Here is a 24786-nt window from a genome sequence, read left to right as displayed (position 1 = left end):
TTTTACAGTACTTTGGAAATTTCTTCTACCGTCAAGAAACATGGACAAAAGGGAAATCTGTTGAAAAATCCTATAATTTAAAAAAAGGTGCTAGTGGGAGACAACTATGTCAGGACATTCGAAGTGGGCTACGATCCGAAGGAAGAAAGGGGCTATTGACGCAAAACGCGGTGCTATCTTTACAAGAATTGCACGGGAAATTTCCGTAGCGGCCAAAGAGGGAGGAGGTGACCAAGATGCCAATCCCAGACTTCGCATGGCAGTTACCAAAGCCAAAGCTTCGAATATGCCAAAAGACAATATCGAACGCGCCATTAAGAAAGGAGCGGGCGGTTTGGAAGGGATGGTTTACGAAGAATGTCTCTATGAATGTTACGCACCTGGCGGAGTCGCCATCATGGTGGATGTTCTAACGGATAAAAAATCCAGAACCACGCCGGAAATTAAAAGCATTCTTACCAAACTAGGCGGTTCCCTGGCCAATTCGGGAGCAGTGTCCAGATTATTCGATAGAAAAGGGCAATTGGTTTTAAAATCCGAACAGATTTCGGAAGAGGCTTTATTTGATTTGGCCCTCGGCGCAGGGGCGGAAGACATTCAGGCTGCGGACGGAGTTTATACCGTTTTGACTCCTCCCAATGAATACGAAGCAGTTCAATCCGCTCTTACTGCAAAAGGTCTTAGCATGGAAGAAACGGAAATCAAATACATTCCTATGACTACGGTCGAAGTGAATGATAAAGACACTGCAGAAAAAATCATGAAACTCATTGAAAATCTGGAAGCAAACGATGATGTACAAGGTGTAAGTTCCAACTTTGAGCCGGGAGAAGGAATCGATCTGGATTGAAATCCTCGATTAACCAACGTAAGTTTATGTCTCCTTACGTTGGTTTGATTTGGACTTATCTTTTTTTGATATAACCTGCGATTACTACGAGTAGTATCGAACCGGCAACTGCAACGATCAATTCAGCGATGAGTCCGTAACTTCCAAACCCGAGTAAGCCGAATACAAATCTTCCTAAAAACGAACCTATGACCCCGATGACAAGATTAGCAATAAGTCCAAATCCCCTACCACGTAGAATTCTGCCTGTCAGCCAGCCTGCGGCCAAACCAATCAATAAAAAGTAAATTAAACTAAACATAGTGTTGCTATCCTTCTTGATTTCTTCTTTTAATTCCCTTAGAATAGACTAATTCGTTTTCCTAATCAAACCAATAACGAAGGCAAACTTCTTGAAAGACCAAATTTTCTCAGGCCCCTATTACTACGGAATGAAAGACCTGGATGTTTTCAAAAAAACATTCATCAATGAAAATAGGGGAAAACCGCTATTTCTAATACGCTTTGAGAATATTACAGGAATCGAAATTACCGGTTTTCTGGATTTATTAAGAGGAGATTTTTACAACTGCCTGGATTTGGAAGATATATCCTTTGGATTTCATTACTTTGAAAAAAAGGGAATTCTGCTTATGGGAATTTCTCCTTTATTTGAGTGGAATATTGAAAAATTTCCAAATATAGAAAATGCTGTCGGTAAATTCCAGCAGGAATGTTTGAAAAACAAACAAGCCTCCTTTCATTTCGGTGTATCCAGAACACAGTCTAACTTTATTTCAACGAACGACGAGATTTTTGATGAGTTGCTCGGCTCCTCTGAAAAAAACCTGAACGACAACTTGGTTCGTTGGAGTTGGACATATTACAACAAAGCAAATACGTATATATCCGGATCAGTGCATGAAGCAATGATCCAACCTACGGTTATATTCAATCCGAAGACCAAAACCTTTTCCGTAAAAGGAGGAGAAGTTTTTGTGGGAGGGGGAGCTTATGTCGGTTACAAAGACCTAATCAATGATATACCAGCCGATCAAGATCTCAATCGAATCGAGCTCTTGATTTTGGAAAAACTAATCATCGCTTGCGACGGTGCGCCGGGGTTACTAAAGTTCAATATTTCCCCCCAGTCTTTGATAGATACCTTTTCCAACAAAGAGAAAGTGGATCGTTTGAAAAAATTGATTTCGGCAAAAAATCTAAACCCGGATAATGTCAGGTTTGAATTGGTGGAAAAGCCTTACGACGAATCCGATTATCCGTTAAGAGACGTCTGCCAAGCTTTTTATGATCATGGAATGAGTTTTGCCGCAGACGACTTCGGAGTCAAAAGCCAATCCCATCAAATTGTTTTGGACCTGGGAATTATGATCAAAGAGTTCAAACTGGATCCGATCAGTTTTAAGTTTAAAATCGAAGAAGATCAAATCAAATTTTTGGACAATCTCGCATTCATAGATTATTGCAAGCGCCTTGCAGACAACAGGGAAGCGGTGATTACCGCGGAGGCCGTCGAGGACTACGATACATTCCGGTTTTTGATGGAACACCAAATCTATCAGTTCCAGGCGAACATTCTTTTTGGAAAAATGTCAATCAGTGATTATAAACGCGATTTTGATTCATTCCATTCCCTTTCCGAGGAGGTCATCAAGGAAGTATTAACGGATAAAATTTTGGCGGAAAAACAAAAAAGAATCGGAAATGTTTTCCGCGTTGCCACGGAAGCGGGACTTCTTTAAACATAAAAGACGACCATGCATTTCATAATGGCTATCGAAAATGATCTTTTTGCTTCCCAGGAGTTGGAGAATATTTTCCAAGGACTTCGGCAGCGTGTCGTCATCACGAAGTTTACCCAAACGGTAAAAGAATATGTGAAGTCTTCCAATCCGGACATCATTCTTTTGGGTCTGTCTTTTCGTGACAAAAAAGAATTGGAGTTCGTGATCGAGCTTCGAAAAGACGTGATCACTCAAGGAATTCCCATCCTTGCTATGATCCCGAAAGAAGATGAAAACTTCGTTTTCAATCATAAGATTTTAGGTTTTACGGATTATATGGTAAAGCCTCTATCCAAACAAGCTCTACTGGATCGAATTCAATCGCTTATCGAAGATTATAAATCAGCGGAAAGTACCAAAACAAGGGATAGTATGTCCTTTGTCGCAGTGGACCGAAGCCATGGAAAAGTTCTGTTCCAATGTCGCGCCAATTTAAAAAGATTCGTCTTCCCCGAATTCAAACGTATTTTTACTCCTAACTTTCTTAAATCAATTCAGGGCGAACATATCTGCTTCGATATCAGAGGTGTTCCCGAAGTAGGAAAGGAAGAGGTCGAAGTTTTCGAGCGGGTTACAAAAGTATTTATCGGCCAGGAAAAAATTACATTCATAGCAGGACGTCACATGGGAGCCATCATCGAACATGCAGTAGATGAGGAAAGACTTTTGGTCTTCATGGCACCGAATGAATTTGAAGATTATCTGAAAGTGGAAGAACAAAAAAAAGAAGATCTCCGCAAAAAAGAAAGAAAAGACAAAGCACACCCGATGTCTGATGTACTAAGTCCAACAACCGATCCTGCACCTCCTACCCCCACAGAACCGAATAAAGATATATCAACTAAGGAAAATAATAAAGAAACATGAATTATAATAGAGAAGAAATCACCGTTAGTGGTGGAAAAGCGGAAATCATTCATCTTCAAATGAATGATCAGAATTCACTCACCGGCTCCAATATGAAAGAACTTGCAGTCATCTTAAAAGAAATCCGGAACGATTCGTCAAAAAAGGGAGTCATTCTCACTTCGGACCATGAAAAGTTTTTTTGCAATGGTTTGGATGCTGATAATTTACTCTCCACTCCGAAAGAAAAACTATTGGATGAAGTAGGCGGAATCGTAGTTTTATTCGGCGAACTGATTCTTTTTGACAAACCATTGATCACTGAAGTTACAGGTTATGCGATGGGCGGCGGAGCCGTAATCACGGTAGCAAGTGATTACAAATATATGTATGACGGAAAAGGTAGAATCGGATTTACGGAAGTAAACGTAGGACTACCCCTACCGGGAAGTTTTATCGATAGAATCAAAATGTGCGTAGAACCCAGATATTGGTCCGAAGTTTGTTTGGAAGGAACCGTTTACAAAGCTGTAGAAGCAAAAAAAATCGGACTCATTGACGAGATTGCAGCTACAAAAGAAGAACTAAGAAAGATCTCCCTTAAAAAACTAGATTCCCTTTCCAAAATCCCGATGAGCGCATACCGTTCCACCAAAAATATGTTAAACGGCGGACTCATAGCCAAATTGGAACAATACCAAAAGGAAACTGCGTATGCATTCCAACAACCCGGGGTGATAGACAATCTCCTTGAGGCGATGACCGCACTGAAAGAAAAACGCAGACCCAATTTGAAATAAGTATTCCCCCTTTGCATCCCCTTGGCTCAGAAATTATCTCTCTGCCAAGGAGAATCGCCCCATAAACACTTTCTACCGCAGCTTGTAGAACATATCCTAAACTTAAGCAAGCTTTCACAATATTAGTCGGAATCAAAGACGCTCCTTTCGATTAGTCTTGCAGAAACAGAACCCCAAATAATTCTGAAATTGAATGTCTCGGCTAATATTCGTTTTTATATTTTTAGCTATTTCCGGTTTCAGCCGGACATTCGGATCTGACCTACCACCCGGATTTGTATTAAAAGAACCTTATGTTTGGCCGGTAAAAGGGCAATCTGCGATCACGGGAACCTTCGGCGAGTTCAGAACAGGGCATTTTCATATGGGCCAGGATTTTTCCACAGCGGGGAAAATAGGAATTCCCATTCTTGCCGTTGCAAAAGGGAAAGTCACCAGAGTACAAAGAAGATGGTCAAGCATCGGTTATGCGGTATTTGTCCAACATGATGACGGAATGACTTCCCGTTACGGGCATTTGCATAAGTTCGCTCCGAAAGTTGTAAAACAAATTTTAAAATCAAAACAAGCAAGACGATTCAAAGATCGTGTTGATTTTGATATTGCACTTTCCGAAGAAGTTCCTGTGGAAAAAGGAGATATGATTGCTTACTCCGGAGATACGGGGGTAGGACCGCCTCATTTGCATTTTGAACTTTTTATGGACAATGTATATTACAACCCGATGCATTTCGGGCTAGGCTATACGGAAGCCGAGTCCATTGTATTTGATTCTTTAAGAATCACTCCCCAAACTTCCCGTACATTCATCAATGGAAAAAATGAAACTGTAGATATTCCCTTTTCCCTGGTAGGAGGAAACAAGTATCAACTTTCCGAGTCTACAGTTTCCATCCAAGGCAAAGTGGGATTACAAATTGCAACCCACCAAAAGTCAAATAATCATCGGCTCGGAATTTTTACATTAGATGTTTCATTAGGCGAACAATTATTACAAGGTTTTCAATTGTCTAGAATTCTAAAAAACCATTCCAGAAAAAATGTAATCTTATATGACAGTTCCATTAGCAAAGCAAATGGAAATCCGTTTTCTTACTTTTTGCACACGAAAGACGGCAATGATCTTTTGGGAATGCTGAGACCTGAACGGGAACAGGGCCTGATCAATAGTGAAAACTTAAAATCGGGAGAACCGAAAGAAATCACAATTCGCGCAACCGGGCAAGGTGGCCAGGAAGGTCTTGCTTCTTTTTTTATACTCCGCGACCAAAGAGATTATAAAGATGTAATCACCAAAGAATGGATATATAATGTATTTTACGACCGTTATACGACATTCAAATCCAAAGACACAAGAGTGGAATTATTCTTTCCGGTAAATGCAGTTTATTCAAAGGCATTTTTTGATATTGAAGCACAGGAAGAAATCAAAATCAAAACGGACGGACTAAATCAATTGTCTTCCGTATATAAAATCGGTCCTGATTTTAAAGATTTTAATTTAGGTTATGATCTTTATGTGAAAGTTCCCAAAACAAAAGATATCAACTCAGCGGATCTTTACGAAGTGATGCCTGATCGAACAGTCAAAAAAATAAAAGGTTCTTCTTTTAGCGCTTGGGGTCAGTTTTTTAAAGTTAGGTTACGCAAAACCGGCTTATTCGTAGTATTATCCGACCAAACACCTCCTTCCATCTATTTGCACGAATCGATGACCAAACCACTTTATCCGAGAGAAGATTTCACTTTGTTATTAAAGGCAGTCGATATAGGATCGGGGATTTTACCGGAAGGTTTTGATATCACAGTGGATGGAATCCGAGGCAAGGCGGAATTTTCCCCGAAAGACGGAAGAGTGGAGATTTTCGAACCGGAAAGTCTCTACCAACCCGGAAAACATACCCTGTTAGCAAGCGTTAGGGATTATGCGGGTAACTGGAGTCAGACGGTAAGATACGATTATGAAATCGAAAGCCCTCCTGCACCAATGGAAGAAAAACCTGTGATCATCGCTGAACCGAAGATCACAACTCCGATCAAAACCGAAACGAAAGCTAAAAAAAAAGAACAACCAAAGGCGGCCAAAACAAAATCCAAACCGCCTCAAGTTAAAAAGAAATCTACATCCCGATAGCGGCTCCGCCGTCAACTCGCAGATAAGTTCCCGTAATATAAGATGCGTCTTCGCTTAAGAAAAACTTAACAGCCGAAGCGATCTCAGATTGTTTTCCCGGACGTTTGAGTGGAATCACTGCAGCATCGGTTAATTTATCTTGTACTTCTTTTGAAAGTGAACCTGTCATCTCCGTTTGCACATAACCCGGACATACTGCATTTACCAAAACGTTTCTACCCGAAAATTCACGAGCAGTTACTTTTGTAAGAGCGATGACACCGGCCTTGGATGTGGAATAATTTGCCTGTCCCGGTTGTCCGGTAAGTCCGGATACGGAAGAAATATTTACGATACGACCCCCATCGGACTTTAACAATAGTTTGCTTGCAGATTTTGTCATAAGAAATACGCCTTTGCAATTTACATCCATAACAAAATCGAATTCTTGTTCCGTCATACGAATGAGGAGATTGTCTTTTATTACTCCTGCATTATTCACCAAGAAATCCAATTTTCCGAATGTTTCTTTTATCTTTGTAATCGTTGCATCACAATCTTCCGGTTTGGTAACGTTTGCTGCGATTCCGATTGCTTTTACACCGTAAGCTGCCGCTAATTCTTTTGCTGCTTCATCAATTTTCTCTTGGTTCAAATCCACCAGAACCAATGTAGCTCCGTGAGATGCAATTCGGTTGGCAATCGCACGACCGAGTCCGATAGGAGATGCCGCTCCCGTTACCAGCGCTACTTTGCCTTCAAATTCTTTGGACATAAATTCCTCTTCCTCAATCAATCTTTGCATCTATGTAAGAAGTTTGAACATCGTTCTGCAACCGTAAAATTCACAGTTGAAACGAATGTTTGGGATGAAACTCTGCCCTTATGATCGATCGTTACAGCCACCCCGAAATATCAGCAATTTGGGAATTAGAGAACAAATTTAGAATTTGGACTGATATAGAAATTTATGCCTGCGAAGCACGTGCAAATCGCGGGGAAGTTCCTAAAGAAGATCTTGAAACAATCAAAGCAAAAGCAAAATTCAATGTAGAAGAAATCCTGGAAATCGAATCCAAAGTTCACCACGATGTGATCGCTTATCTTACCAATTTGAATTCCTATATCGGACCTGCGGGACGTCATGTCCATTTCGGGCTTACTTCTTCCGACGTAGGTGATACTGCTCTTTGCGTGCAAATGGTCCAAGCAATGAATTTGCTCATAAAAAGAGCCAAAGAACTTTTAGAGACAACCAAACAAAAAGCAGTCGAATACAAAGACCTTCCTTGTATCGGTCGCTCTCACGGAATTCATGCGGAGCCGATGACTCTCGGGCTCAAGTTTGCATTATTTTATGCGGAAATGCAAAGAAACATCGAACGAATGGAAGATGCACGGTCCCAAATCGCAGTCGGAAAATTATCCGGGGCAGTCGGAACTTATTCCAATATTGATTTGGAAATCGAAGAGTATGTACTCACAAAACTAGGGTTAGCTGTTGATCCGATTGCCACCCAAGTAATCTCAAGAGACAGACACGCGTATTATTTATCCGTATTGGGAATCGTAGCAGCCAGCTTGGACCGAATGGCAACCGAAGTGCGACTTCTTCAAAAAACGGAAGGGCGTGAAGTGGAAGAACCGTTTGCCAAAGGGCAAAAAGGATCTTCGGCAATGCCTCATAAACGAAATCCAGTTGTCTGCGAAAGAATCAGCGGTATTTCCAGAGTCATTCGCGCCAATGTGAATGTGGGATTGCAAAACGTAGGCTTATGGCATGAAAGAGATATTTCCCATTCTTCGGCGGAAAGAATTGTGCTACCGGATTCGACCATTGGTCTGGATTATATTTTGGAAAAGATGAATTTTGTTTTGAAAGGAATTCATGTTTATCCGGATGCCACAGAACGTACGCTAAACGTAACTCGCGGTTTGATATTCTCACAGAAAGTTCTACTTTGGTTGATTGAAAAAGGCGGAATTACCAGGGAAGATGCTTATTTGATCGTTCAGGAAAATGCGATGGCGGTTTGGGCAGACCAAAACCAAAACTTAAGAGACAGATTGAAGGCGGACTCGAGATGTTCTTCGATTTTAAAAGACAAAGATTTGGATGAAATCTTTCAAATTGCACCTTATTTGGAACGCATTCCTTTGATTTTCAAAAGGTTGGGACTGACTTAAAAATATCCCGTTAATAACCGACGAGCTTTGGCAAAAATGCGAACTTTTTGGAAAAATTTTTGTGAAAATGAATACTCAGCTAGCCGAAATTTTGGATTTATGTTAGGTGGTTTGCTGCAGCCCACGAGCCTCACCCCCAACCCCTTTGAGCGCCAATAGAAGCGAAAAGTATTCGGAGAATCATCAGCGAAGCTGATCAACAGGGCGGGGATTTCAAGATTCTGGTTTAAAAACTATGTCACATTACTATTCCGCCGAAAAGAATATGGTCTATCTAAACTAACTTGCCTTCTCAATTGGAATAAACCTTCTAATTTCTTTTAATTCTTTTTTAAGCTCTTTCTTCTTTTGTTCCAGATCGAAGTGATTTTGAATGTTTAACCAAAACTCAGCTGAGTTCCCAAAGTATTGGGAAAACCTTAAAGCCGTATCAACGGATATAGCTCTACGTCCATGAACAATATCGCTAATCCTTTTAGGATCGATTTTTGTATCCTTTGCAAGTTTATAAGCAGATAGGTTCATTGGTTTTAGAAAATCTTCAAAAAGAATTTCGCCCGGATGAATGTCTGCAAGTTCTTTATCCATAAATATACCTCTTAGTGATAATCAACAATTTCAAGGTCAAAAGCATTATGGTTATTGAAACGAAAACAAATTCGGTATTTCATATTAATGCTAATACTCCATTGTCCGCTCCTGTCACCGGAAAGTGAATGCAATCTATTTCCTGGCGGAATTTTTAAATCATTGATATCTGTTGCCCCATCAATTTGAATCATTTTTCTTCTTGCGGTTCTTTGAATATCTTTAGGAAATCTCTTCGATAGAGTGCCTTTCCAAATTTCCTCTGATTCGGAATCGGCAAAAGAAATAATCACATCTTTATGATAGCGTAATACACCATTGGTGTCAATCGCCAATAGGCAAAAATGCGAACTTAATTTTGAAATTTTTTACGGTATAGGAAAAGAGCTTGGCGATTTGATAATTTTATGTTAGGTGGTTTGCTGCAGCCCACGAGCCTCACCCCCCAACTCCTTTGAGCGCCAATAGAAGCGAAAAGTATTCGGAGAATCATCAGCGAAGCTGATCAACAGGGCGGGGGATTTCAAGATTACCGGGCACATTATGTCACTTTTTGATTCTTTCCCATCTGTATGAAAATTTTGGCGTTGCTGAATCGGATAGACTTAAAATCCACCTTGTAAAAACGAACCGCTCCAAATCGTTTTGGGTTTCAGCTTACATTCCAAGGTTTCGGAATTGCACGGAGTGATCAGTATATTATCCGTACATGTCTTCACATCCTTTTCCGAATAATAGTCCGCAGGATATTGTTTTTCTATACTGTTTGCAGCATCATTTACGAAGTAAATCTGCACATCCGTATAACGCCCGCAGGCTGCCAGTCTTCCCAGTTTGGCGTTCCGAATCCTTTGAATCGTTTCTTTTCCAGTGAGGACATCTCCTCCGTTGATTCCCACATTCGAACAGGAAATCATAAATAAGATTCCAAACCAAACGTATAAAGCCAACTTTGAAGCAGAGAACAAAGATAAATGTAAAATATATCCTGTTTTAAACAAGAGCAGGCTGCGGTGCTAAATTGTATTTAACTTTGATCGCTTCAATTTTTTCTTCCATCTGCTTCCAGAGAGTCTCTTTCTGAGGATGGAAAGTACAATAGACGCTTTGTTTCACCAAGTCGATGATTTCATCAATTGAAAAGTCCAAAAAGCGGTAGAGTTTGAAGTATTCGTACGTTAAATTTACGTTAAAAATTTCAGGATCGTCCGTATTGATACAAAGGGTAAGACCCTGATCATAATAATAACGTACAGGGTGATTTTGTTCTTTGCGAACATATTTTGCAGTAAAAACATTCGAAGTCACACAGATCTCAATCGGGATCTTATTGTCTTTCATGTACTTGACAAGCTCAGGATCTTGAATCGCAGAAGTTCCGTGACCTATCCTTTCCGCCTTACAAAGGCTAACTGCATCCCAGATAGCCCAAGGGCCATCGTCTTCACCGGAATGGGCCACCGTACGAAGACCGGAATCACGAGCAACTTTGAATACTTCCGCATAATCCTTCGCAGGTCCCATAAGTTCCGCGCCACCAAGTCCGATTCCTATAATCTCTTTGTGTTTGATTCCAAGAACACGTTTGAGATTGTTCATCGCATTTTCCGGACCGAATGAACGAGATACGTCCACAAGCAACCGAATGGTAACTCCGTCTTTCGTCTCGATTTGGCGAATTCGATTTACCATCACTTCCACCATTTCATCAAAATCCAATCCATTCTGAATGAATTTGGACGGGGCAAAAAATGTTTCACAATAGATAATATTGTTTGAGCGCATGTAATCTGCTAAACTATCTATGAAATAACCCAGGTCGCTCGCTTCTTTCACGGCACCTTGTACAAAAAAGAATACCTGAATAAATCCCATGAGATCTTTGAAATTATACTTATCTTCAAACTCTTTGTCAGTAATTTCGACACCGTTCTTTTTATACAAAAATTTGAGTGTTTCTTTGTTTACGCACGCTTCGAGATGCAAATGAATTTCCGATTTCGGAATCTCCCGGATAAAATTGATCACGTCCTGTTCATTCGGATGAGGGATTGACAAGTCCCCAGCAAGGAGAGACTTTCTCTCTTTGAGAATAGATGTTTCTTCCGTCGCTCTTTGACCTTGGACTGTCTCTTTGGGGAATAACCAAAGGGGAGGATTGAGAACGGGAAGTTCCATAATAGAAACTCGTTCGTTCAATAAGGTGTTGATTTGTTTATCGAATGTTAATTGTAAAGAGGGAGAATAAGGTCTGTCTTCTGGCAGTCGGCTTTTCAGTCGATTGAGCTCAGCAATATCCCGGTCGATGACCAAAATACGATTTAATATTTCTGAAAATTGAACTTCCATGTTCCAGGAAATTCTTTTTCGTGATTCGGCTCCCTACAAGAAGATTTTTCCCAAAGGAAAGAAATTCCTATTTAGTTCATAAAAATGATTCCGATTATCTTTGTGGGAGCGGAAAAGACTGGAAAATTTTCCGAATTATGTCGTTTAGATGAATATGCTTACCACTCGCAAAACCTTTCTTCCATTTGCACTGCCTTCCATCTCTGAAGATGCCATTGAAGAAGTAGCGCAAGTGTTACGTTCCGGCTGGGTGACTTCAGGACCGAAAGTCAAACAGTTCGAAATGGAATTTGCTGACTTTGTGGGTTCTCCTAATGCCATCGCAGTCAATTCTGCGACTGCCGGTTTGCACCTGGCATTGGAGGCGATCGGACTTACGGAAAAAGATGCAGTTATCACAAGCTCGATTACATTCACTGCAACTACAGAAGTTATTTGTTATTTTCACGCGGAGCCTATTTTAACCGATGTAGATCCGGCCAATAACCTGCTTACGCCCGAACTACTGCAGGCTACTATTGATATTCGTTGTGTTTGGGATGGTAAGGTTTTAAAAACGAAATCCACAGGCAAACAAGTGAAAGCTGTTATGCCTGTTCATCTTGCCGGTCATACTTGCGATATGGAAGGGATTCAAAAAATCGCAAAAAAATACAAATTGATCATTATCGAAGATGCTGCACATGCATTTCCGGCAGTTCACAAAAATAAAATGATCGGAACCTGGGGAGATTATACCGTTTTCAGTTTTTATGCTACTAAGGGAATTACTACCGGTGAAGGCGGAATGATCGCTACAGCTAACGCATCTTCTGCGGATCGAATACGAAAAATGAGACTCCATGGAATCAATCGGGATGCATTCAACCGTCCGGGCTGGTATTATGAAGTAGTGGATGCCGGTTATAAATACAATATGACGGACATCCAAGCTGCACTTGGTGTCGTGCAGTTAAAAGAGTCCCATGCTTTTTGGGAAAGAAGAACTGAGATTGCAAAACATTATAACGAAGAATTTAAAAACCTAAAAGGTCTCGTCCTTCCCAAAGATGACGCCAATGGCCAACATAGCTGGCATCTGTACAGAGTCGAACTGGATACAAAGCTCGCAAAAATGGGAAGAGATAGCTTTGTTGAAGAACTAAAAGATAGAAACATCGGAACAAGTCTGCATTTCATTCCTATCTTTGAACATCCTTACTATAAAAAAACATTCGGTTTTAATCGCGCAGAATACCCGAACGCGTGTAAAATGTATGATCGCGCGGTATCTTTACCTTTGTTTGCGGGCATGACGAAAACTGATGAAAAAGATGTGATCGATGCGGTGAAAGATCTACTTGGCTGAAGGATCTTTTTCCTTCATTCTGGTTTCATAAAAATCAAAATCGTATAACTTTAATAAATCGGTCAAACCGAGATAAAATTGCGGTTCTGTTCCGTCGATTCTTCTTCGAATCCAAAACCCTACTGTTTCTCTTACCAGAACAGCAGGGTAAATATCATCACCTTCCCAACTTACAAATTTGCTACCGTCTGATTCCTCTTCCGCATCCGTAAAATCAGGGACTAAAAATAAATCATACTTATCCAAATAATAAGGATCCAATCTTTTTTCAGATACCAAATCGATGTATCTATTCGTTTCTTTATCAAAGTAATCCTGGTTGGATTCCAGCTTGCGGTGAACAACAAAGAATGCCCGAGCGGTTTTTCGAATGTAATCATCATAGATTTTCTGAGTGGCTTTTTGAAAACCCGGGTTCTTTTTACCCGGCAAAAAATAAGATCTCAAACGAATGGGAAATTCAGGATGATAAAATCCAAAACGCGAAGAATGGTTTGTCACCAATTCACCGCCCTCATGCGGACCGCTGATGAAAATCGGAATGCCCAAAAGTTCCGAAATCTGTTTCGGGCTTGCGAATGATCTCAGATAACAAAAGTAATTCGAATATCCGTTGTTTTCCATGGGAATCGGATTTAAGCTGGAGCAATATGATGTAGCTTTAGGGAGTGAAGTCCAAGCGGACTCCACAAGTAAATTCAAACGGTTTGCATTTTCACTTGTTACCGGAAGAACCGCAATCTTATTCCACTCTTCTTTGTATTGAGTTATACAACTAAGAGTGACTATAAGAAAAATCGGAACATTACTTAATCTTATAAGTAATCTCAGCAGGTAAATTTTCCCATTCGGAGTTTGCATCTTTTCTGAAATATACGGGAGAAACCGATTGTTTATAATTCAAACTTTGGTAAAGGATGAGGTCAGTTTCTTTTTTTTCAAAATACCTTTTATCTTGGGCACCGGCCGGGGAAATGTCTCCGATCGGCAGCCAGCCAAAACCTAACAAGAATATGGAAAGGGAATCTTGAACGGATTTTGCTTTGCCTTTTTCAAAACGGACAGTTCTATAAGGTAAAATGGGAACACCTGAGTCGATCATCTTGTTTTTGAAATCCTGGTAAGAAGAAGATTGTTGTCTTGCAGTATAAATCAATTCCAAATAATCACGGGCAAAAAGTTGTGAATTCTCTTTTCCTTTTTCATAATAATTGGCAATATCGAAAGGATACGTTACGTCCTTATCCAAATAATCATCCGTAACGAAATATTTAATCAATTGGTTGCGTGATGTGAATTTATATTTTAAAACTTGTTCTCCGGCAGAATCCTCGATGGAAAGTTTTTTGATATGAACACGATTTCTTTGGATAAAAGTCGATGTAAAACTCGGATCCGTGAATTTAACTGAGCGTATTCTCTGTTGTTCGTTAGACGGTGGATGAACAACTGCAATTTGCGCTTTGGAAAGGGAAACTGTATCTATTTTGAATTTTAAAGTAACTTCAAGATTGTATTCCTCTTCTCCCGAAGCGATGAATCTCTCCGTTTCCAAGAAGGGTATGTTTTTGATTTCATGATTTTCCCTGTCGACTACCCAAAGTTTGGATCCACTCAATAGAACTCCTCGAATGGATTTCATATTGGTTTTGATGGAACCAGTGATTTTGCCGGATTTTGCATCGTATCTATAAATCGTATTATCCGAAGAATCGGAAATCCAAAGAGAATCCCTTCCAAAACAAATATCTCTCGGACGATTTCGATCTGTGAAAAAACCTCCAACCAAAATCCCACTCACTTGATCGAAAATCTGCACCTTTGCGTTGTCCAAATCCAATATATAATAGAAATTTCCTACGCTTGCAATCCCGGCGATATTTTGTACGGGAACGTTTACCTTATCCGTAACCCCACCGGAGTTGGGATCGATCTTTAAAATCTGTTTGGGAGCAACGACTAAAATCTTACCTTCTCTCGAATCAAAACTAATTCCACGTAAATTGGCGAGGCCGAGATTGAAGATTTCCTGTTCGCCGATTTCGTTGATTTTAACCAATGCACGACGATTGGTATCTATAAACCAAAAATTCACACCATCCCAAGCAACACCGTAGGCTTTGTCAGTAAGTTTGTATTCCTTGCTTTCTTGCGAATTAACACTTGTTATGCTAATAAAAAATACGCAAACAGAAATATAATATTTAATCTTTTTCACTTTAAACACCGCCGATCGTATTTTTTAAGATGGTTAGAATATCACGAAGTAGAGTCGGAGAATCTATTTCATTTCCCATCATGATTGGACGAGGGACAAAGATAAATGCCAACGCGATCAGCATAAAATACCCTAAAAACCTCCTAACGCCGCGCAATTCAACTTGCGAATCGGGAACAAATGGATGTTCGACCTTTAATAAATAAAAGATAAGGAAAGACCAAATCAACCACGTAAAATTCAAAAGAGTAAAAAATATAAAACCCAAAAACAACCAATGGATCCAATTCCGATATCGTTCACCAAACAGAGCATAAATGACATGTCCTCCGTCCAACTGACCGAATGGCAAAAGATTGATTGCTGTGATAAGCAATCCGACCCAACCTGCTTTCGCAAGAGGATGAATACTTATGTCAAAAAGGTTTGTATCATAGGGCCCAAGTATCAATTGCCCCGACCAATATGTAAACAGACTGTCTCCGAAGAATAAAAACTGTGATTTGTCCATTCCTTCCGGAATCACCATCAGCTTTGAAAGAAAGATTCCAATAACCCAAGCAATGATCGAAAGTAAAAAGCTCGCGATAGGACCACCGATTCCGATATCGAAAAGCTTTAATTTATCAGGAATACGTTCCTTGATCTGAATCACGGCTCCCATAGTTCCGATCGGTCCCAAAGGAAAAGGAATAAAATAAGGCAAAGTTGCCTTCACCCCGTAGTATCTCGCAGGTAAATAATGTCCCATTTCATGAAAAAACAAAATCACAATGAGTCCAACCGAGTAAGGCCATTCAGATGAAAGAATCGTGATATATGTCTCCCAATCTAAAGTAAAAAGACCGACAAACAAAAATTCACGATAAGTGACGGATAAGAATGTTAAAACCAAAAGTAAAAGGTGTAATGAATATTTCTGTTTCAAGGTAAGATCGGCATAATTTTGAAATTTGCTATTCTGAATGCTGTCTAAAAAATACTATGGAATCAATCCAATTTTCTAATAAAAAAATTTATGAATCAATTTCTAACTAAATTCAGTGTCAAACTCAAAATTTACGGAACGAATGCGATTTATCAATTGCTCGTTCTCGTGATCACCATTCTTGGCATCTACGGATTAACAAAATTGGAACAAGAGCTGGTATCCCTTAAGAGCATTTATGAAGAATCATTTGAAAAATCAGTAAAAATAGGATACAATCTTGCAAAAATCAGAAATCTCACAGTGGTCGCTATCGACTCCGAAGACCTTGATGAATTTTTATCCGTAAGTAAAGAAATAGATTCAACTATCAAAGACACACAACGAATGTTAGTTGAAATTGAAAATTTTCTCAACCTGGCTGGTTATGAAAACCAGATCGAGTTCGGTGAAAGTATCAAAGCACTGGAGGAAAATACAAAGATCCAGGTGGACTTTGAAAAATCACTTGCTTTGCTTTCCAGTTTTCGGGAAAAAAAAGAAACCTACTTTAGGACGAAATCAAAGCCTGCTCTTCAGGAATCCTTTGTGCTTCAAAAGCAACTGACTCCTATCAATAAACAACTCTTGGAAAAAATCAGCAATTTCGATTCTTTCATGGCTGTTTTGATCAAACTGCGAAAAGACCAGTTGGAAGCAACTGCCGAAAATGTTAAAATCACCCTGATTGTCGGTTATATTCTCTCTTTTATCATTGTTGTCATCCTCTCCTATTTTATGGGAAGAAGCATCGCTACTCCTATCATCAAAGCGGAGTTAATTGCAAATAGATTCGCCGAAGGTGATCTAACTGCGGAAGAAAGTTTCCATTCTAACGATGAAATTGGACGTTTGATCAATGCATTGAACCAAGCTTCCCTCAATTTGCGTGCCTTAATCAGCCAAATTAACAAAACATCAGATATGGTAGCATCTTCCGCAGAAGAAATCTCAACAACAGCAGGTTCCCTCGCAGAAGGATCTACCAATCAAGCCGCATCTTTGGAAGAGACTGCCGCTGCCATATCCGAAATGACCGAATCCATCAACCAGGTAGCCAAAACGGCAAAAGACCAATCAGAAGAAACAAATTCCACAATCCGCGAAATGGCTTCTCTGTCCGATGCCATTCTTTCCGTTACCAACAAAGCAAAGTTAGTAAATGACGGCTCACAGGCGGTCTTGAAAGAAGCGGAATCGGGACAGTCCAGAGTGGATGAAGCAGTTTTACGAATGGGAGCGATTGAAGAAAGTTCAGCCCAAATCAAAGATATTATTACGGTAATTAACGAAATTTCCGATCAGACCAACTTACTAGCGCTAAATGCTGCAATCGAAGCGGCAAGAGCAGGCGATTCCGGTAGAGGATTTGCGGTTGTCGCGGAAGAAATTTCAAAACTTGCAAGCAGGTCACAGGGCGCAACCAAACAGATCGAAGACCTCATCATGGATTCCATTAAAAAAGTAAGTGATGGTAAATCTATTATCGAACTTTTAGTAGATGGATTCAAAAGAATTTTGGAAAAATCAAGAGAAGCCGCAACATTGACGGAAGAAATCTCACATTCCACTCTGACGCAAAATCAACAAAGCCAAAGAGTGATGTTATCCATTACCAATCTTACAAACTTGGCCAATTTCATTGCTGAAGCGACAAATGAACAGGAAATATCTTCGAATGAAATCGCTTCGGCCATCGAACAAGTAAATACAATCTCTCAATCCAGTGCGGCATCGGCAGAAGAACTTGCGAGTTCGACTATCAACTTAGCACAGTTATCCGAACAATTGAACAACCTTATTTCCAACTTTAGGACCAAATAACTCAGATGTTTGAAAATATTCGCGCAATACGAAAATTTGACCCTGCCGCAAAATCATATATTGAAATTGTCTTATGTTACCCCGGATTACATGCTATCTGGTTGCATAAGCTATCCCATTGCCTTTATCAAATCAAAGTGCCTTTACTTCCCAGGATGATAAATTATTTTTCCAGATTTCTTACAGGCATTGACATTCATCCAGGTGCAAAAATCTCAAAAGGTGTATTCATCGACCACGGGACAGGGGTTGTGATCGGAGAAACCGCCGAAGTAGGTACGGGAAGTTTGATTTTCCAAGGAGTGACCCTCGGTGGAACAGGGAAGGAATCCGGCAAAAGACATCCCACAATCGGAAAGAATGTAGTCATCGGTGCTGGCGCAAAAATTTTGGGAAATATTCTGATCGAAGATAATGTAAGGGTCGGCGCCGGGTCAGTTGTTATGCGAAATGTACCCAGCGGAAGCACTGTCGTGGGAATACCAGGTAAAGTTGTAAAATCAGGTGGCGGCACTGACACAGTAGAACAAATGTTAGAGCACAATCAAATGCCCGATCCGATTGCCAAAGTATTTTCCGTCTTACTTGAAAAATTGGAAACCCAACAACAGTTACTGAATCAATTATCAGAAAAACAAAAATCGCTGGAAAAACAGCAACCGGAAAACTCGGAAAATTTCGAAGAAAATGAAAGATTCATTCAGGAATTCATTCACGGAGACGGAATTTAAAGTTCATCCAATAATTGTTTTTTCTTATTTTGGTATTCTTCTTCGTTGATTAGTTTTTTCTTTCGGAGATCGTCCAGAATTTTGATTCGATCAGGGACGGATTGCCAATCCGATTTAATTGTATTTATCTCTTCTTCATCGGGTACCCGAAGCAAGATAGGTTTGGGAAGTAATTCTATTTCTTTATGAATGATCACTCTGCCATAAACTGAAATCTTATCCGCAGATTTCTCAATATAAAAACTCATTGGAGTTCCTTTACTTTTAACCCGCAAATCCTGTTTATAAGAAGTTTTCACCTTTTCCAAAGTATAAATACTCCAGTCGTCGAATTTATACTGTGAGGCAAATGTAATATTTTGTCGTAAATCGGGAATTATAATCACTTCTCCGTTTACTGTTTTAATGTATAGAATGCTGGTTCGCAAAATTTTTGTTAAAGGAGAAAGAGGATCATCTTTTTTTACAAGAATCAGATAAGCCCCGGAAGGATTTTTCTGAATCGATTCGGACAACATTTCATCTAATTTGGCCAATGTATTCGGCTCCAATAAAGCATTCCAGTCCTCACTTGATAGAATGCTCAAACGATAATCCACTCTTTTCAAGATAGGACTAATTTCTATCTGTTCGGAAAAGATGGAATTCAACAAATATATATTATGCGGAAGAATGGAAGAAAGGACTTCGTTGGAAACGGAAAAGATGGCAATGTCTTCCGATGAATTTGCGAGAATCAGATGTTCTTTCCGAACTTCTGTGGTTCGACAAGAAAGAACAACCGAAGAAAGATTGAAAGCAAAAATCAAAAATAAACTTGCAGAAGCAAATCTCATAGGTAAATCTTTTCTTTGTGTTCGCAAAACTCAGAGTACTTTTTTATTTTCTCTGCATATTTTTCATATCTTTCGGTTTTACTTACGCGAACACTCTTCCCCATTTCCAAATGGCGGATCAGTATGGAAAACAGTACAATCATGATACCATCAAAGGAAAGCCTTCCTTACTTTTAGGTTGCGAAATCAAAGATGTGGAATTGTGCCGAAAGGTAGGTCGTAAAATCTACTGGAAGATGCAAAACCTTCTTTGGAAAGATGCAGACAAGATCGTATTCCTATCTTATTTGAATCTGAAAGAAACAAATCATCTCGTTGAAAAATACATTGAGGAATCCAAATCAAAACAGTTTGAAGCCGTACTTCTGGATAGAAAAGGAGAATTAATCCAAGGTCTGGAACCGGAAAAAGCCTTTTTAAGAATTTTTGACAGGAAAGGAAAAGAAATTCATCGAGAATATTTGAAAACTGCGAATGATGAAAAAGTCAAAGAATTGTATGTTATTCTCAAAACTACTTTATAATCGAATTTTATTATTTTCTTTAGTCCTACTCTTTTTGTTTTCCTGCAGTAGACCTAACGAAAGCCATTATCAATTTTGGAAAGATTATGATTCCATGCAAAGAGCAATCAAATCTTCCACAACGAATGAAACCTTTTTAACTGCACAGTTCGGCGGTTTTTCCCAAGGGAAAGAAAAAGATTTAAAAAAAACAAATTCGGGAATATTTTATTTAGAGTTAGGTGGTAAGCTTTCAGATTCTGACAAATGGTCGATTGATTGGTATCCGGAAACAACAAACGGCTCGGATTATTTTGCTAAGACGGAATACACTCCCAAACTCTGGGGACAAAAGGAAATATATACTGTACAAAGATCACAAACTTCCCATTGGAACGGGTATTTACCACGCGACTTCTTTGCCTGGCTGAATGAATTTGCTTTTATTGCAAGTGATGAACCATCTTACCAAAAATTAAAAAAAGATTCTGCCAACTTACAATTCTTATGTGAAACTATGCAATGCCATATTTACGATGAAACGGATTGGGTCGTTTTAGAGTTCGTTCTGAATGAAGAAACTCAGAAAAGATTTCCAGGTTTTTACAATCGAACGGGAAGCAGGTTGGAAAAAAGCAAATTGAATCTGGAAATTTGGGACAAAGCAAATCCGGAAGACCGAATTCATCTTTCCAATCAAGGCAAAACCTTACAATTCCGACTTCCTGCGCAACCACGAAAACAATTCTTTCAAAAGCCGATTGAAATTCATTTTTTAGCGGACATTGAAATTCGTTCTTACGGAACCATTGCAAAGATCCAAAATCTGGAATACGTTCTCCAATACTATAGTCTTGCCAATGAAGATCGACTGAAGGGCAAATTTATAAAAGTCGGTAAAAAGGAAATTTCAGGAAATGTACTCTACTTTATTCCAACTGGCATTATCGATTTTTTCATTCCTGGAAATATGAACGAATATTTTTCAGATATGCTGACTTTGTTGGTAAATGGCACTCAAGGGAAAGGAGGCTCTCAACTGGAAGCTGTTTATCAGAAAAAAGTGAACCTGCAAACCAACAAAATCACCACCTATGGTGAGATTATGCGAAAGAAATTTTCACTCTTTGGAAATGACAACTCCCAAGATGCGGCACAGGATTTTGATTTTTATGCTTCTTGGGAATCTGCTATGCTCAAAGACTTAAAGGGAGCTACTTCCCATTAGAAAATTTTTCAACAAAAGTTTCCCCTCTTCCGAACCGAAAGATTCAGGATGAAACTGAACTCCTTCTATATCCAATTTCGTATGTCTCAAACCCATGATTTCCCCTTTTAGATCGGGACTTGCTACACGAGCAGTGATTTCCAATTCTTTCGGTAAACTGGATTCTTTCGCGACAAGGGAATGGTAACGCATGATTTCGATATTTTGTGTTAAATTTTTAAAAACACCTTTTCCATCATGCACGATGGGAGAAAGTTTTCCATGCATTGCAATCTCCGCACGTACTACTTCACCTCCGAATGTGGTCGCCATTCCTTGCATTCCGAGACAAATTCCAAGGATGGAAGTTTTGCCGCCTAAGTTCAATAAGATGTCACTTGAAATTCCGAAGTATTCCTTATCAGCGGGATGACCAGGTCCCGGAGAAATGATAATCCTATCATAATTTGCAGATTCGATTTCCTTAAATTCCTTTTCATCATTTCGGAACACATCCAACTGAAATGGGTTGCCTATTTCTTCCAAGATCTCGCCTACCAATTGATAGAGATTGAATGTGAAGGAATCGTAATTGTCCAAGATTAAAACTTTCATCTACTTTCCTTCTTCCAAATGATCTTGCAAGGCTCGTTTGACAGAAGCCATCTTATTGATAATCTCCTGATATTCTCCTTCCGCAAAAGAATCGTAAACAATTCCACCGGAAGCCCGAGCAAACCCTCGGTTTTCACAGACAAAAAAACTCCGAATGGGAATGGCAAAAGTGCAATCTCCGTTGAATCCGAAAGAACCTACAGCTCCTCCGTAAGGACCTCGAGGACTCTTTTCAATTCTTTCAATGATCTTCATTGATTCGATTTTAGGCGCCCCTGACAAAGTCCCTGCAGGAAAAGAAGCTGCTAAGCCTGAGAACATATCTTCCTTTGCCTTTAAAATTCCTACTACCTCACTGGAAATGTGTTGAACATGGCTGAACCTTTTGACATCAAAACGGCGTCTTACTTTCACCGTTCCGAATTTCGCCACCCTACCCACGTCATTTCGATGTAAGTCGATGAGCATGTTGTGTTCCGCAATTTCTTTAGGATCGGTTAAAAGTTTTCTGGCAAGATCTATATCTTCCTCCGGACTGCTTCCTCTCTTAGTTGTACCTGCAAGAGGAAAGGATTCCATTTCGCCTTGTCTGAGTCGGAATAACAATTCAGGGCTAGCGCCCAAAATCACTCTTTTCTTGAATTTCACATAATACATATGAGGTGAAGGATTGATTTTTCTAAGAGTTTCGTAGATAGCGAGAGGATTTCCATTTACGGTGAATTTTTCTTCAAAGCCAATTTGGCATTGAAATGTATTTCCTGCTTTGACCTCTTCCAAAGTTTCATCTACCATTTCTTTGTGAGTATCTTTTGAGAAAAAAAAACCTTCCGCTTTTACACTGACCTTGGGTTTTAATAAATCTTTTTCCAAACTTACCCGGTTCAATATGGAAGATACTTCCTTAGATCTATCTTTTCCGTTATTAAAATAAATCAGTTCACCGGTAAATTTATCATATATCAAACCATCCAAATACATTCCGAATTCCATAGCTGGAAAATCAGGATGCGGCTGTATTTTAAGTTTTGGCTCTAAAAATTGCATCGAATTATAACTCAGGTATCCGACAAGTCCACCCGCATAACTTATGCTTAACGAATTATAATCCGTCAATTCCCTAAGGGAATAATAAGGATTTGTAACTTCGTAATCTTTTCCGTCGATATTGAGATTGCCGGGGGTTCCAATGATCGTATGCCCCGGGTCAAATCCGATCACCGAATAACGGGAATCATATTGGTTGTCTCCTGCGGACTCCAATAAAAAACAAGTATCATAGGATTTTTCGAAAAAACGAAATAACTCCCAAAATTCAATCTCTCTCGGTAATTCCAGATTTATGTATTTTGGTTTTTTTGGGATTTCAATTTTAGGAAGACTCATTTGACACCTTTGCTTGGTTACGAATACCAAGATTCTAAATTCCTTTGTTTCTGAAATAAAAAAGGCAGGCTTGCTTTCGCTTACCTGCCTTTTGCTTTGCATGATTCCAGCGAATGCTTATTTGAAGTTTTGGTTTGCAAACTCCCAGTTCACTAGATTCCAGAAAGCTTCCAAATACTTCGGACGAGCATTTCTAAAATCAATATAGTAAGCATGTTCCCAAACATCAACTGTGATAAGAGATTGAATTCCGTCTTTCAAAGGGGAACCAGCATTGCTCGTATTCACGATCTCTACGGAATCTCCTTTTTTCACAAGCCAAGTCCAACCGGAACCGAAATTGGTAACAGCGGACGTGGTGAATTTTTCTTTGAAAGCATCAAAGGAACCGAATGCTTTATTGATCGCATCGCCGACTGCACCGGTAGCTGGTCCGCCGCCTTTCGGAGAAAGCGAATGCCAGTAAAAAGTGTGGTTCCAAATTTGCGCCGCATTGTTAAAAATTCCCGCACTTGATTTTTTCACAATATCTTCGAGTGAAGAATTTTCAAATTCGGTTCCCTTTATCAGATTGTTCAAATTAGTAACATAGGTTTGGTGGTGTTTCCCGTAATGAAAGTCTAATGTTTCGGGGGAAATATGCGGTAAAAGTGCATCTTTTGCGTATGGTAGTTCGGGAAGTTTATGTTCCATTGGAAGTCTCCTAGATGGTAAAGTGTATCTCTATTTTCTTTATAGTTAATATTAGAATAATTCTAGTAAACCAATAATCATTCTATTTTGATTAGTTTCTACTCACCGAAGAACGAACTGTCTTCAATAAATTCAAAATTTCATCGTGAATGATTCCGTTGGAAGCAATTAACTCGGGAAGACCTGTATAATAATGTTTACCATTCAGATCGGTCATCTTCCCGCCTGCTTCCCCGAGAATGACAGAAACAGCGGAAATATCCCAGTGTTTTACGGATTTTTCCCAAATAGCATCCATCAAACCCTCTGCAATCCAACAAGAGTCCAATACAAAGGAGCCTGTCCTGCGAAAGGAACGTGCGTAAGTTAAAAATCCTGAAAGATCCGCCATAATCTCTTGGATCATATGGGCTCTTTTTGTAGGAAGGTTCGGACTGAAAATCGCTCTGTTGAGTTCAGATACGGAAGAGGTAAAAATTGTTTCACCGTTTTTTACCGCGCCTTCCCCCAATACTGCGGAATAAACAGCATCCTGCGGCGGAACAATCACGACTCCCCCAACAGGCGTTTCACGGTGTTCCAGCCCAAATGAAATCGCATAAAGAGGAAGTCCTCTCACAAAATTCATTGATCCGTCTACAGGATCCAAAACCCAACGAAAATCATTGGTTCCGTCGATCGGTTCCTTATCTTCCGATAAAATGCCGTCCTTTGGAAAAGCCTTTTGCAAAAATTTGATGAAGATATCACCTAATACCCGATCGGCGGCGTGTATTCTTTCTCTTTCATCCGCATCTGTCTTGGAACGAATGCCGGACATTTCTTTCTGAATCTTTTTTGCTTCATGGATGATTCCACTCGCATTGGATTTGATGAATTCGATTCGTTTGATGGTTTCCTCGACGGGAAAACTAATGGTAGGAGAAGAAATGCTCATGGCT

At 39.6% G+C, this 24786-nt stretch carries 25 protein-coding genes; 11 read left to right on the top strand and 14 right to left on the bottom strand.

Translation table 11 applies throughout. From position 1 onward, the window contains the following. Positions 1-106: 106 nt before the first annotated feature. A complete protein-coding gene (locus EHS11_RS07560) occupies positions 107-850 on the top strand; it encodes a YebC/PmpR family DNA-binding transcriptional regulator (RefSeq protein WP_135763776.1) in 744 nt (247 codons plus the stop codon). Positions 851-905: 55 nt separating this feature from the next. On the opposite strand, the gene EHS11_RS07555 is transcribed toward EHS11_RS07560, so the two are convergent. Beyond that, positions 906-1151 carry a GlsB/YeaQ/YmgE family stress response membrane protein gene (locus EHS11_RS07555; protein ID WP_135763775.1) on the bottom strand — a complete coding sequence of 82 codons (246 nt, stop codon included), beginning with the start codon at positions 1149-1151 and terminating at the stop codon, positions 906-908. Between the two features lie 130 nt (positions 1152-1281). On the opposite strand from EHS11_RS07555, the gene EHS11_RS07550 reads away from it, so the two are divergent. The 4 genes from EHS11_RS07550 to EHS11_RS07535 all read left to right on the top strand — a co-directional run bounded on the left by EHS11_RS07550 (position 1282) and on the right by EHS11_RS07535 (position 6414). Continuing rightward, positions 1282-2592 carry an EAL domain-containing protein gene (locus EHS11_RS07550; RefSeq protein ID WP_210413656.1) on the top strand — a complete coding sequence of 437 codons (1311 nt, stop codon included), beginning with the start codon at positions 1282-1284 and terminating at the stop codon, positions 2590-2592. A gap of 27 nt (positions 2593-2619) precedes the next feature. Further along, a complete protein-coding gene (locus tag EHS11_RS07545) occupies positions 2620-3501 on the top strand; it encodes a response regulator (RefSeq protein ID WP_135763773.1) in 882 nt (293 codons plus the stop codon). Then, the gene (locus EHS11_RS07540) at positions 3498-4280 is read left to right on the top strand and encodes an enoyl-CoA hydratase/isomerase family protein (RefSeq protein WP_135763772.1); all 783 of its coding nucleotides are present in this window, start codon (positions 3498-3500) and stop codon (positions 4278-4280) included. The genes EHS11_RS07545 and EHS11_RS07540 overlap by 4 nt, the downstream gene beginning before the upstream one ends. 193 nt (positions 4281-4473) lie before the next feature. Then, entirely contained in the window at positions 4474-6414 is a 1941-nt protein-coding gene (locus EHS11_RS07535; RefSeq protein WP_135763771.1) for a M23 family metallopeptidase, read from the top strand. Here the strand turns inward: EHS11_RS07535 and EHS11_RS07530 are convergent. After that, a complete protein-coding gene (locus EHS11_RS07530) occupies positions 6401-7168 on the bottom strand; it encodes a glucose 1-dehydrogenase (protein ID WP_135763770.1) in 768 nt (255 codons plus the stop codon). The genes EHS11_RS07535 and EHS11_RS07530 overlap by 14 nt on opposite strands. Positions 7169-7278: 110 nt before the next feature. Here EHS11_RS07530 and purB point away from each other — a divergent pair, with 110 nt between their 5' ends. Next, positions 7279-8580 carry an adenylosuccinate lyase gene (gene purB, locus EHS11_RS07525; protein ID WP_135763769.1) on the top strand — a complete coding sequence of 434 codons (1302 nt, stop codon included), beginning with the start codon at positions 7279-7281 and terminating at the stop codon, positions 8578-8580. Between the two features lie 279 nt (positions 8581-8859). Here the strand turns inward: purB and EHS11_RS07520 are convergent, their stop codons facing one another. From EHS11_RS07520 to add, 4 genes are all read right to left on the bottom strand, one after another. Beyond that, the gene (locus tag EHS11_RS07520; protein WP_135763768.1) at positions 8860-9168 is read right to left on the bottom strand and encodes a HigA family addiction module antitoxin; all 309 of its coding nucleotides are present in this window, start codon (positions 9166-9168) and stop codon (positions 8860-8862) included. Between the two features lie 11 nt (positions 9169-9179). Next, positions 9180-9461, bottom strand: coding sequence for a type II toxin-antitoxin system RelE/ParE family toxin (locus EHS11_RS07515; RefSeq protein WP_135763956.1), 282 nt, complete (start codon positions 9459-9461; stop codon positions 9180-9182). A 312-nt stretch (positions 9462-9773) separates the two neighbouring features. Further along, complete coding sequence (locus EHS11_RS07510; RefSeq protein WP_135763767.1) at positions 9774-10085, bottom strand: hypothetical protein; 312 nt, start codon at positions 10083-10085, stop codon at positions 9774-9776. A 76-nt stretch (positions 10086-10161) separates the two neighbouring features. After that, a complete protein-coding gene (gene add, locus EHS11_RS07505; RefSeq protein WP_135763766.1) occupies positions 10162-11517 on the bottom strand; it encodes an adenosine deaminase in 1356 nt (451 codons plus the stop codon). Between the two features lie 154 nt (positions 11518-11671). Between add and EHS11_RS07500 the strand changes: the two genes are divergently transcribed. Beyond that, on the top strand, positions 11672-12865 hold the full coding sequence (locus tag EHS11_RS07500; RefSeq protein WP_135763955.1) for a DegT/DnrJ/EryC1/StrS family aminotransferase: 1194 nt from the start codon (positions 11672-11674) through the stop codon (positions 12863-12865). Here the strand turns inward: EHS11_RS07500 and EHS11_RS07495 are convergent. From EHS11_RS07495 to EHS11_RS07485, 3 genes are read right to left on the bottom strand one after another with little or no spacing between them, the layout of a single operon-like run. Then, positions 12854-13726, bottom strand: a complete 873-nt coding sequence (locus EHS11_RS07495) for a hypothetical protein (RefSeq protein ID WP_246047668.1) — start codon at positions 13724-13726, stop codon at positions 12854-12856. The two genes, EHS11_RS07500 and EHS11_RS07495, sit on opposite strands and share 12 nt — an antisense overlap. Next, positions 13671-15083, bottom strand: a complete 1413-nt coding sequence (locus EHS11_RS07490; RefSeq protein WP_246047667.1) for an NHL repeat-containing protein — start codon at positions 15081-15083, stop codon at positions 13671-13673. Before EHS11_RS07490 ends, EHS11_RS07495 begins: the two co-directional genes overlap by 56 nt. A 1-nt stretch (position 15084) precedes the next feature. Then, positions 15085-16011 carry a site-2 protease family protein gene (locus EHS11_RS07485; RefSeq protein WP_210413649.1) on the bottom strand — a complete coding sequence of 309 codons (927 nt, stop codon included), beginning with the start codon at positions 16009-16011 and terminating at the stop codon, positions 15085-15087. 90 nt (positions 16012-16101) lie between these two features. Between EHS11_RS07485 and EHS11_RS07480 the strand changes: the two genes are divergently transcribed. Further along, complete coding sequence (locus EHS11_RS07480; RefSeq protein ID WP_135763765.1) at positions 16102-17874, top strand: methyl-accepting chemotaxis protein; 1773 nt, start codon at positions 16102-16104, stop codon at positions 17872-17874. A gap of 5 nt (positions 17875-17879) precedes the next feature. After that, complete coding sequence (gene cysE, locus EHS11_RS07475) at positions 17880-18605, top strand: serine O-acetyltransferase (protein ID WP_135763764.1); 726 nt, start codon at positions 17880-17882, stop codon at positions 18603-18605. Here the strand turns inward: cysE and EHS11_RS07470 are convergent. Beyond that, positions 18602-19441, bottom strand: a complete 840-nt coding sequence (locus EHS11_RS07470) for an SHOCT domain-containing protein (protein WP_135763763.1) — start codon at positions 19439-19441, stop codon at positions 18602-18604. The two genes, cysE and EHS11_RS07470, sit on opposite strands and share 4 nt — an antisense overlap. Positions 19442-19458: 17 nt before the next feature. Here EHS11_RS07470 and EHS11_RS07465 point away from each other — a divergent pair, with 17 nt between their 5' ends. Then, entirely contained in the window at positions 19459-19965 is a 507-nt protein-coding gene (locus EHS11_RS07465; RefSeq protein WP_246047666.1) for a TlpA family protein disulfide reductase, read from the top strand. After that, positions 19940-21172, top strand: a complete 1233-nt coding sequence (locus EHS11_RS07460; RefSeq protein WP_135763762.1) for an LIC10025 family lipoprotein — start codon at positions 19940-19942, stop codon at positions 21170-21172. Before EHS11_RS07465 ends, EHS11_RS07460 begins: the two co-directional genes overlap by 26 nt. Here EHS11_RS07460 and EHS11_RS07455 read toward each other — a convergent pair. The 4 genes from EHS11_RS07455 to EHS11_RS07440 form a co-directional block, all read right to left on the bottom strand. Next, positions 21149-21766, bottom strand: a complete 618-nt coding sequence (locus EHS11_RS07455; protein WP_135763761.1) for an anthranilate synthase component II — start codon at positions 21764-21766, stop codon at positions 21149-21151. The genes EHS11_RS07460 and EHS11_RS07455 overlap by 24 nt on opposite strands. Continuing rightward, complete coding sequence (locus tag EHS11_RS07450; protein ID WP_135763760.1) at positions 21767-23152, bottom strand: anthranilate synthase component I family protein; 1386 nt, start codon at positions 23150-23152, stop codon at positions 21767-21769. A 117-nt stretch (positions 23153-23269) separates the two neighbouring features. Next, positions 23270-23845 carry a superoxide dismutase gene (locus EHS11_RS07445; RefSeq protein ID WP_135763759.1) on the bottom strand — a complete coding sequence of 192 codons (576 nt, stop codon included), beginning with the start codon at positions 23843-23845 and terminating at the stop codon, positions 23270-23272. A gap of 91 nt (positions 23846-23936) precedes the next feature. Next, complete coding sequence (locus EHS11_RS07440; protein ID WP_135763758.1) at positions 23937-24782, bottom strand: inositol monophosphatase family protein; 846 nt, start codon at positions 24780-24782, stop codon at positions 23937-23939. Positions 24783-24786: the final 4 nt, after the last annotated feature.

Source organism: Leptospira ilyithenensis (assembly GCF_004771005.1).
Lineage (GTDB): Bacteria > Spirochaetota > Leptospiria > Leptospirales > Leptospiraceae > Leptospira_A > Leptospira_A ilyithenensis.
Note: the sequence above shows the minus strand (reverse complement) of the source record. Positions and strands in the feature narration are given on the sequence as shown.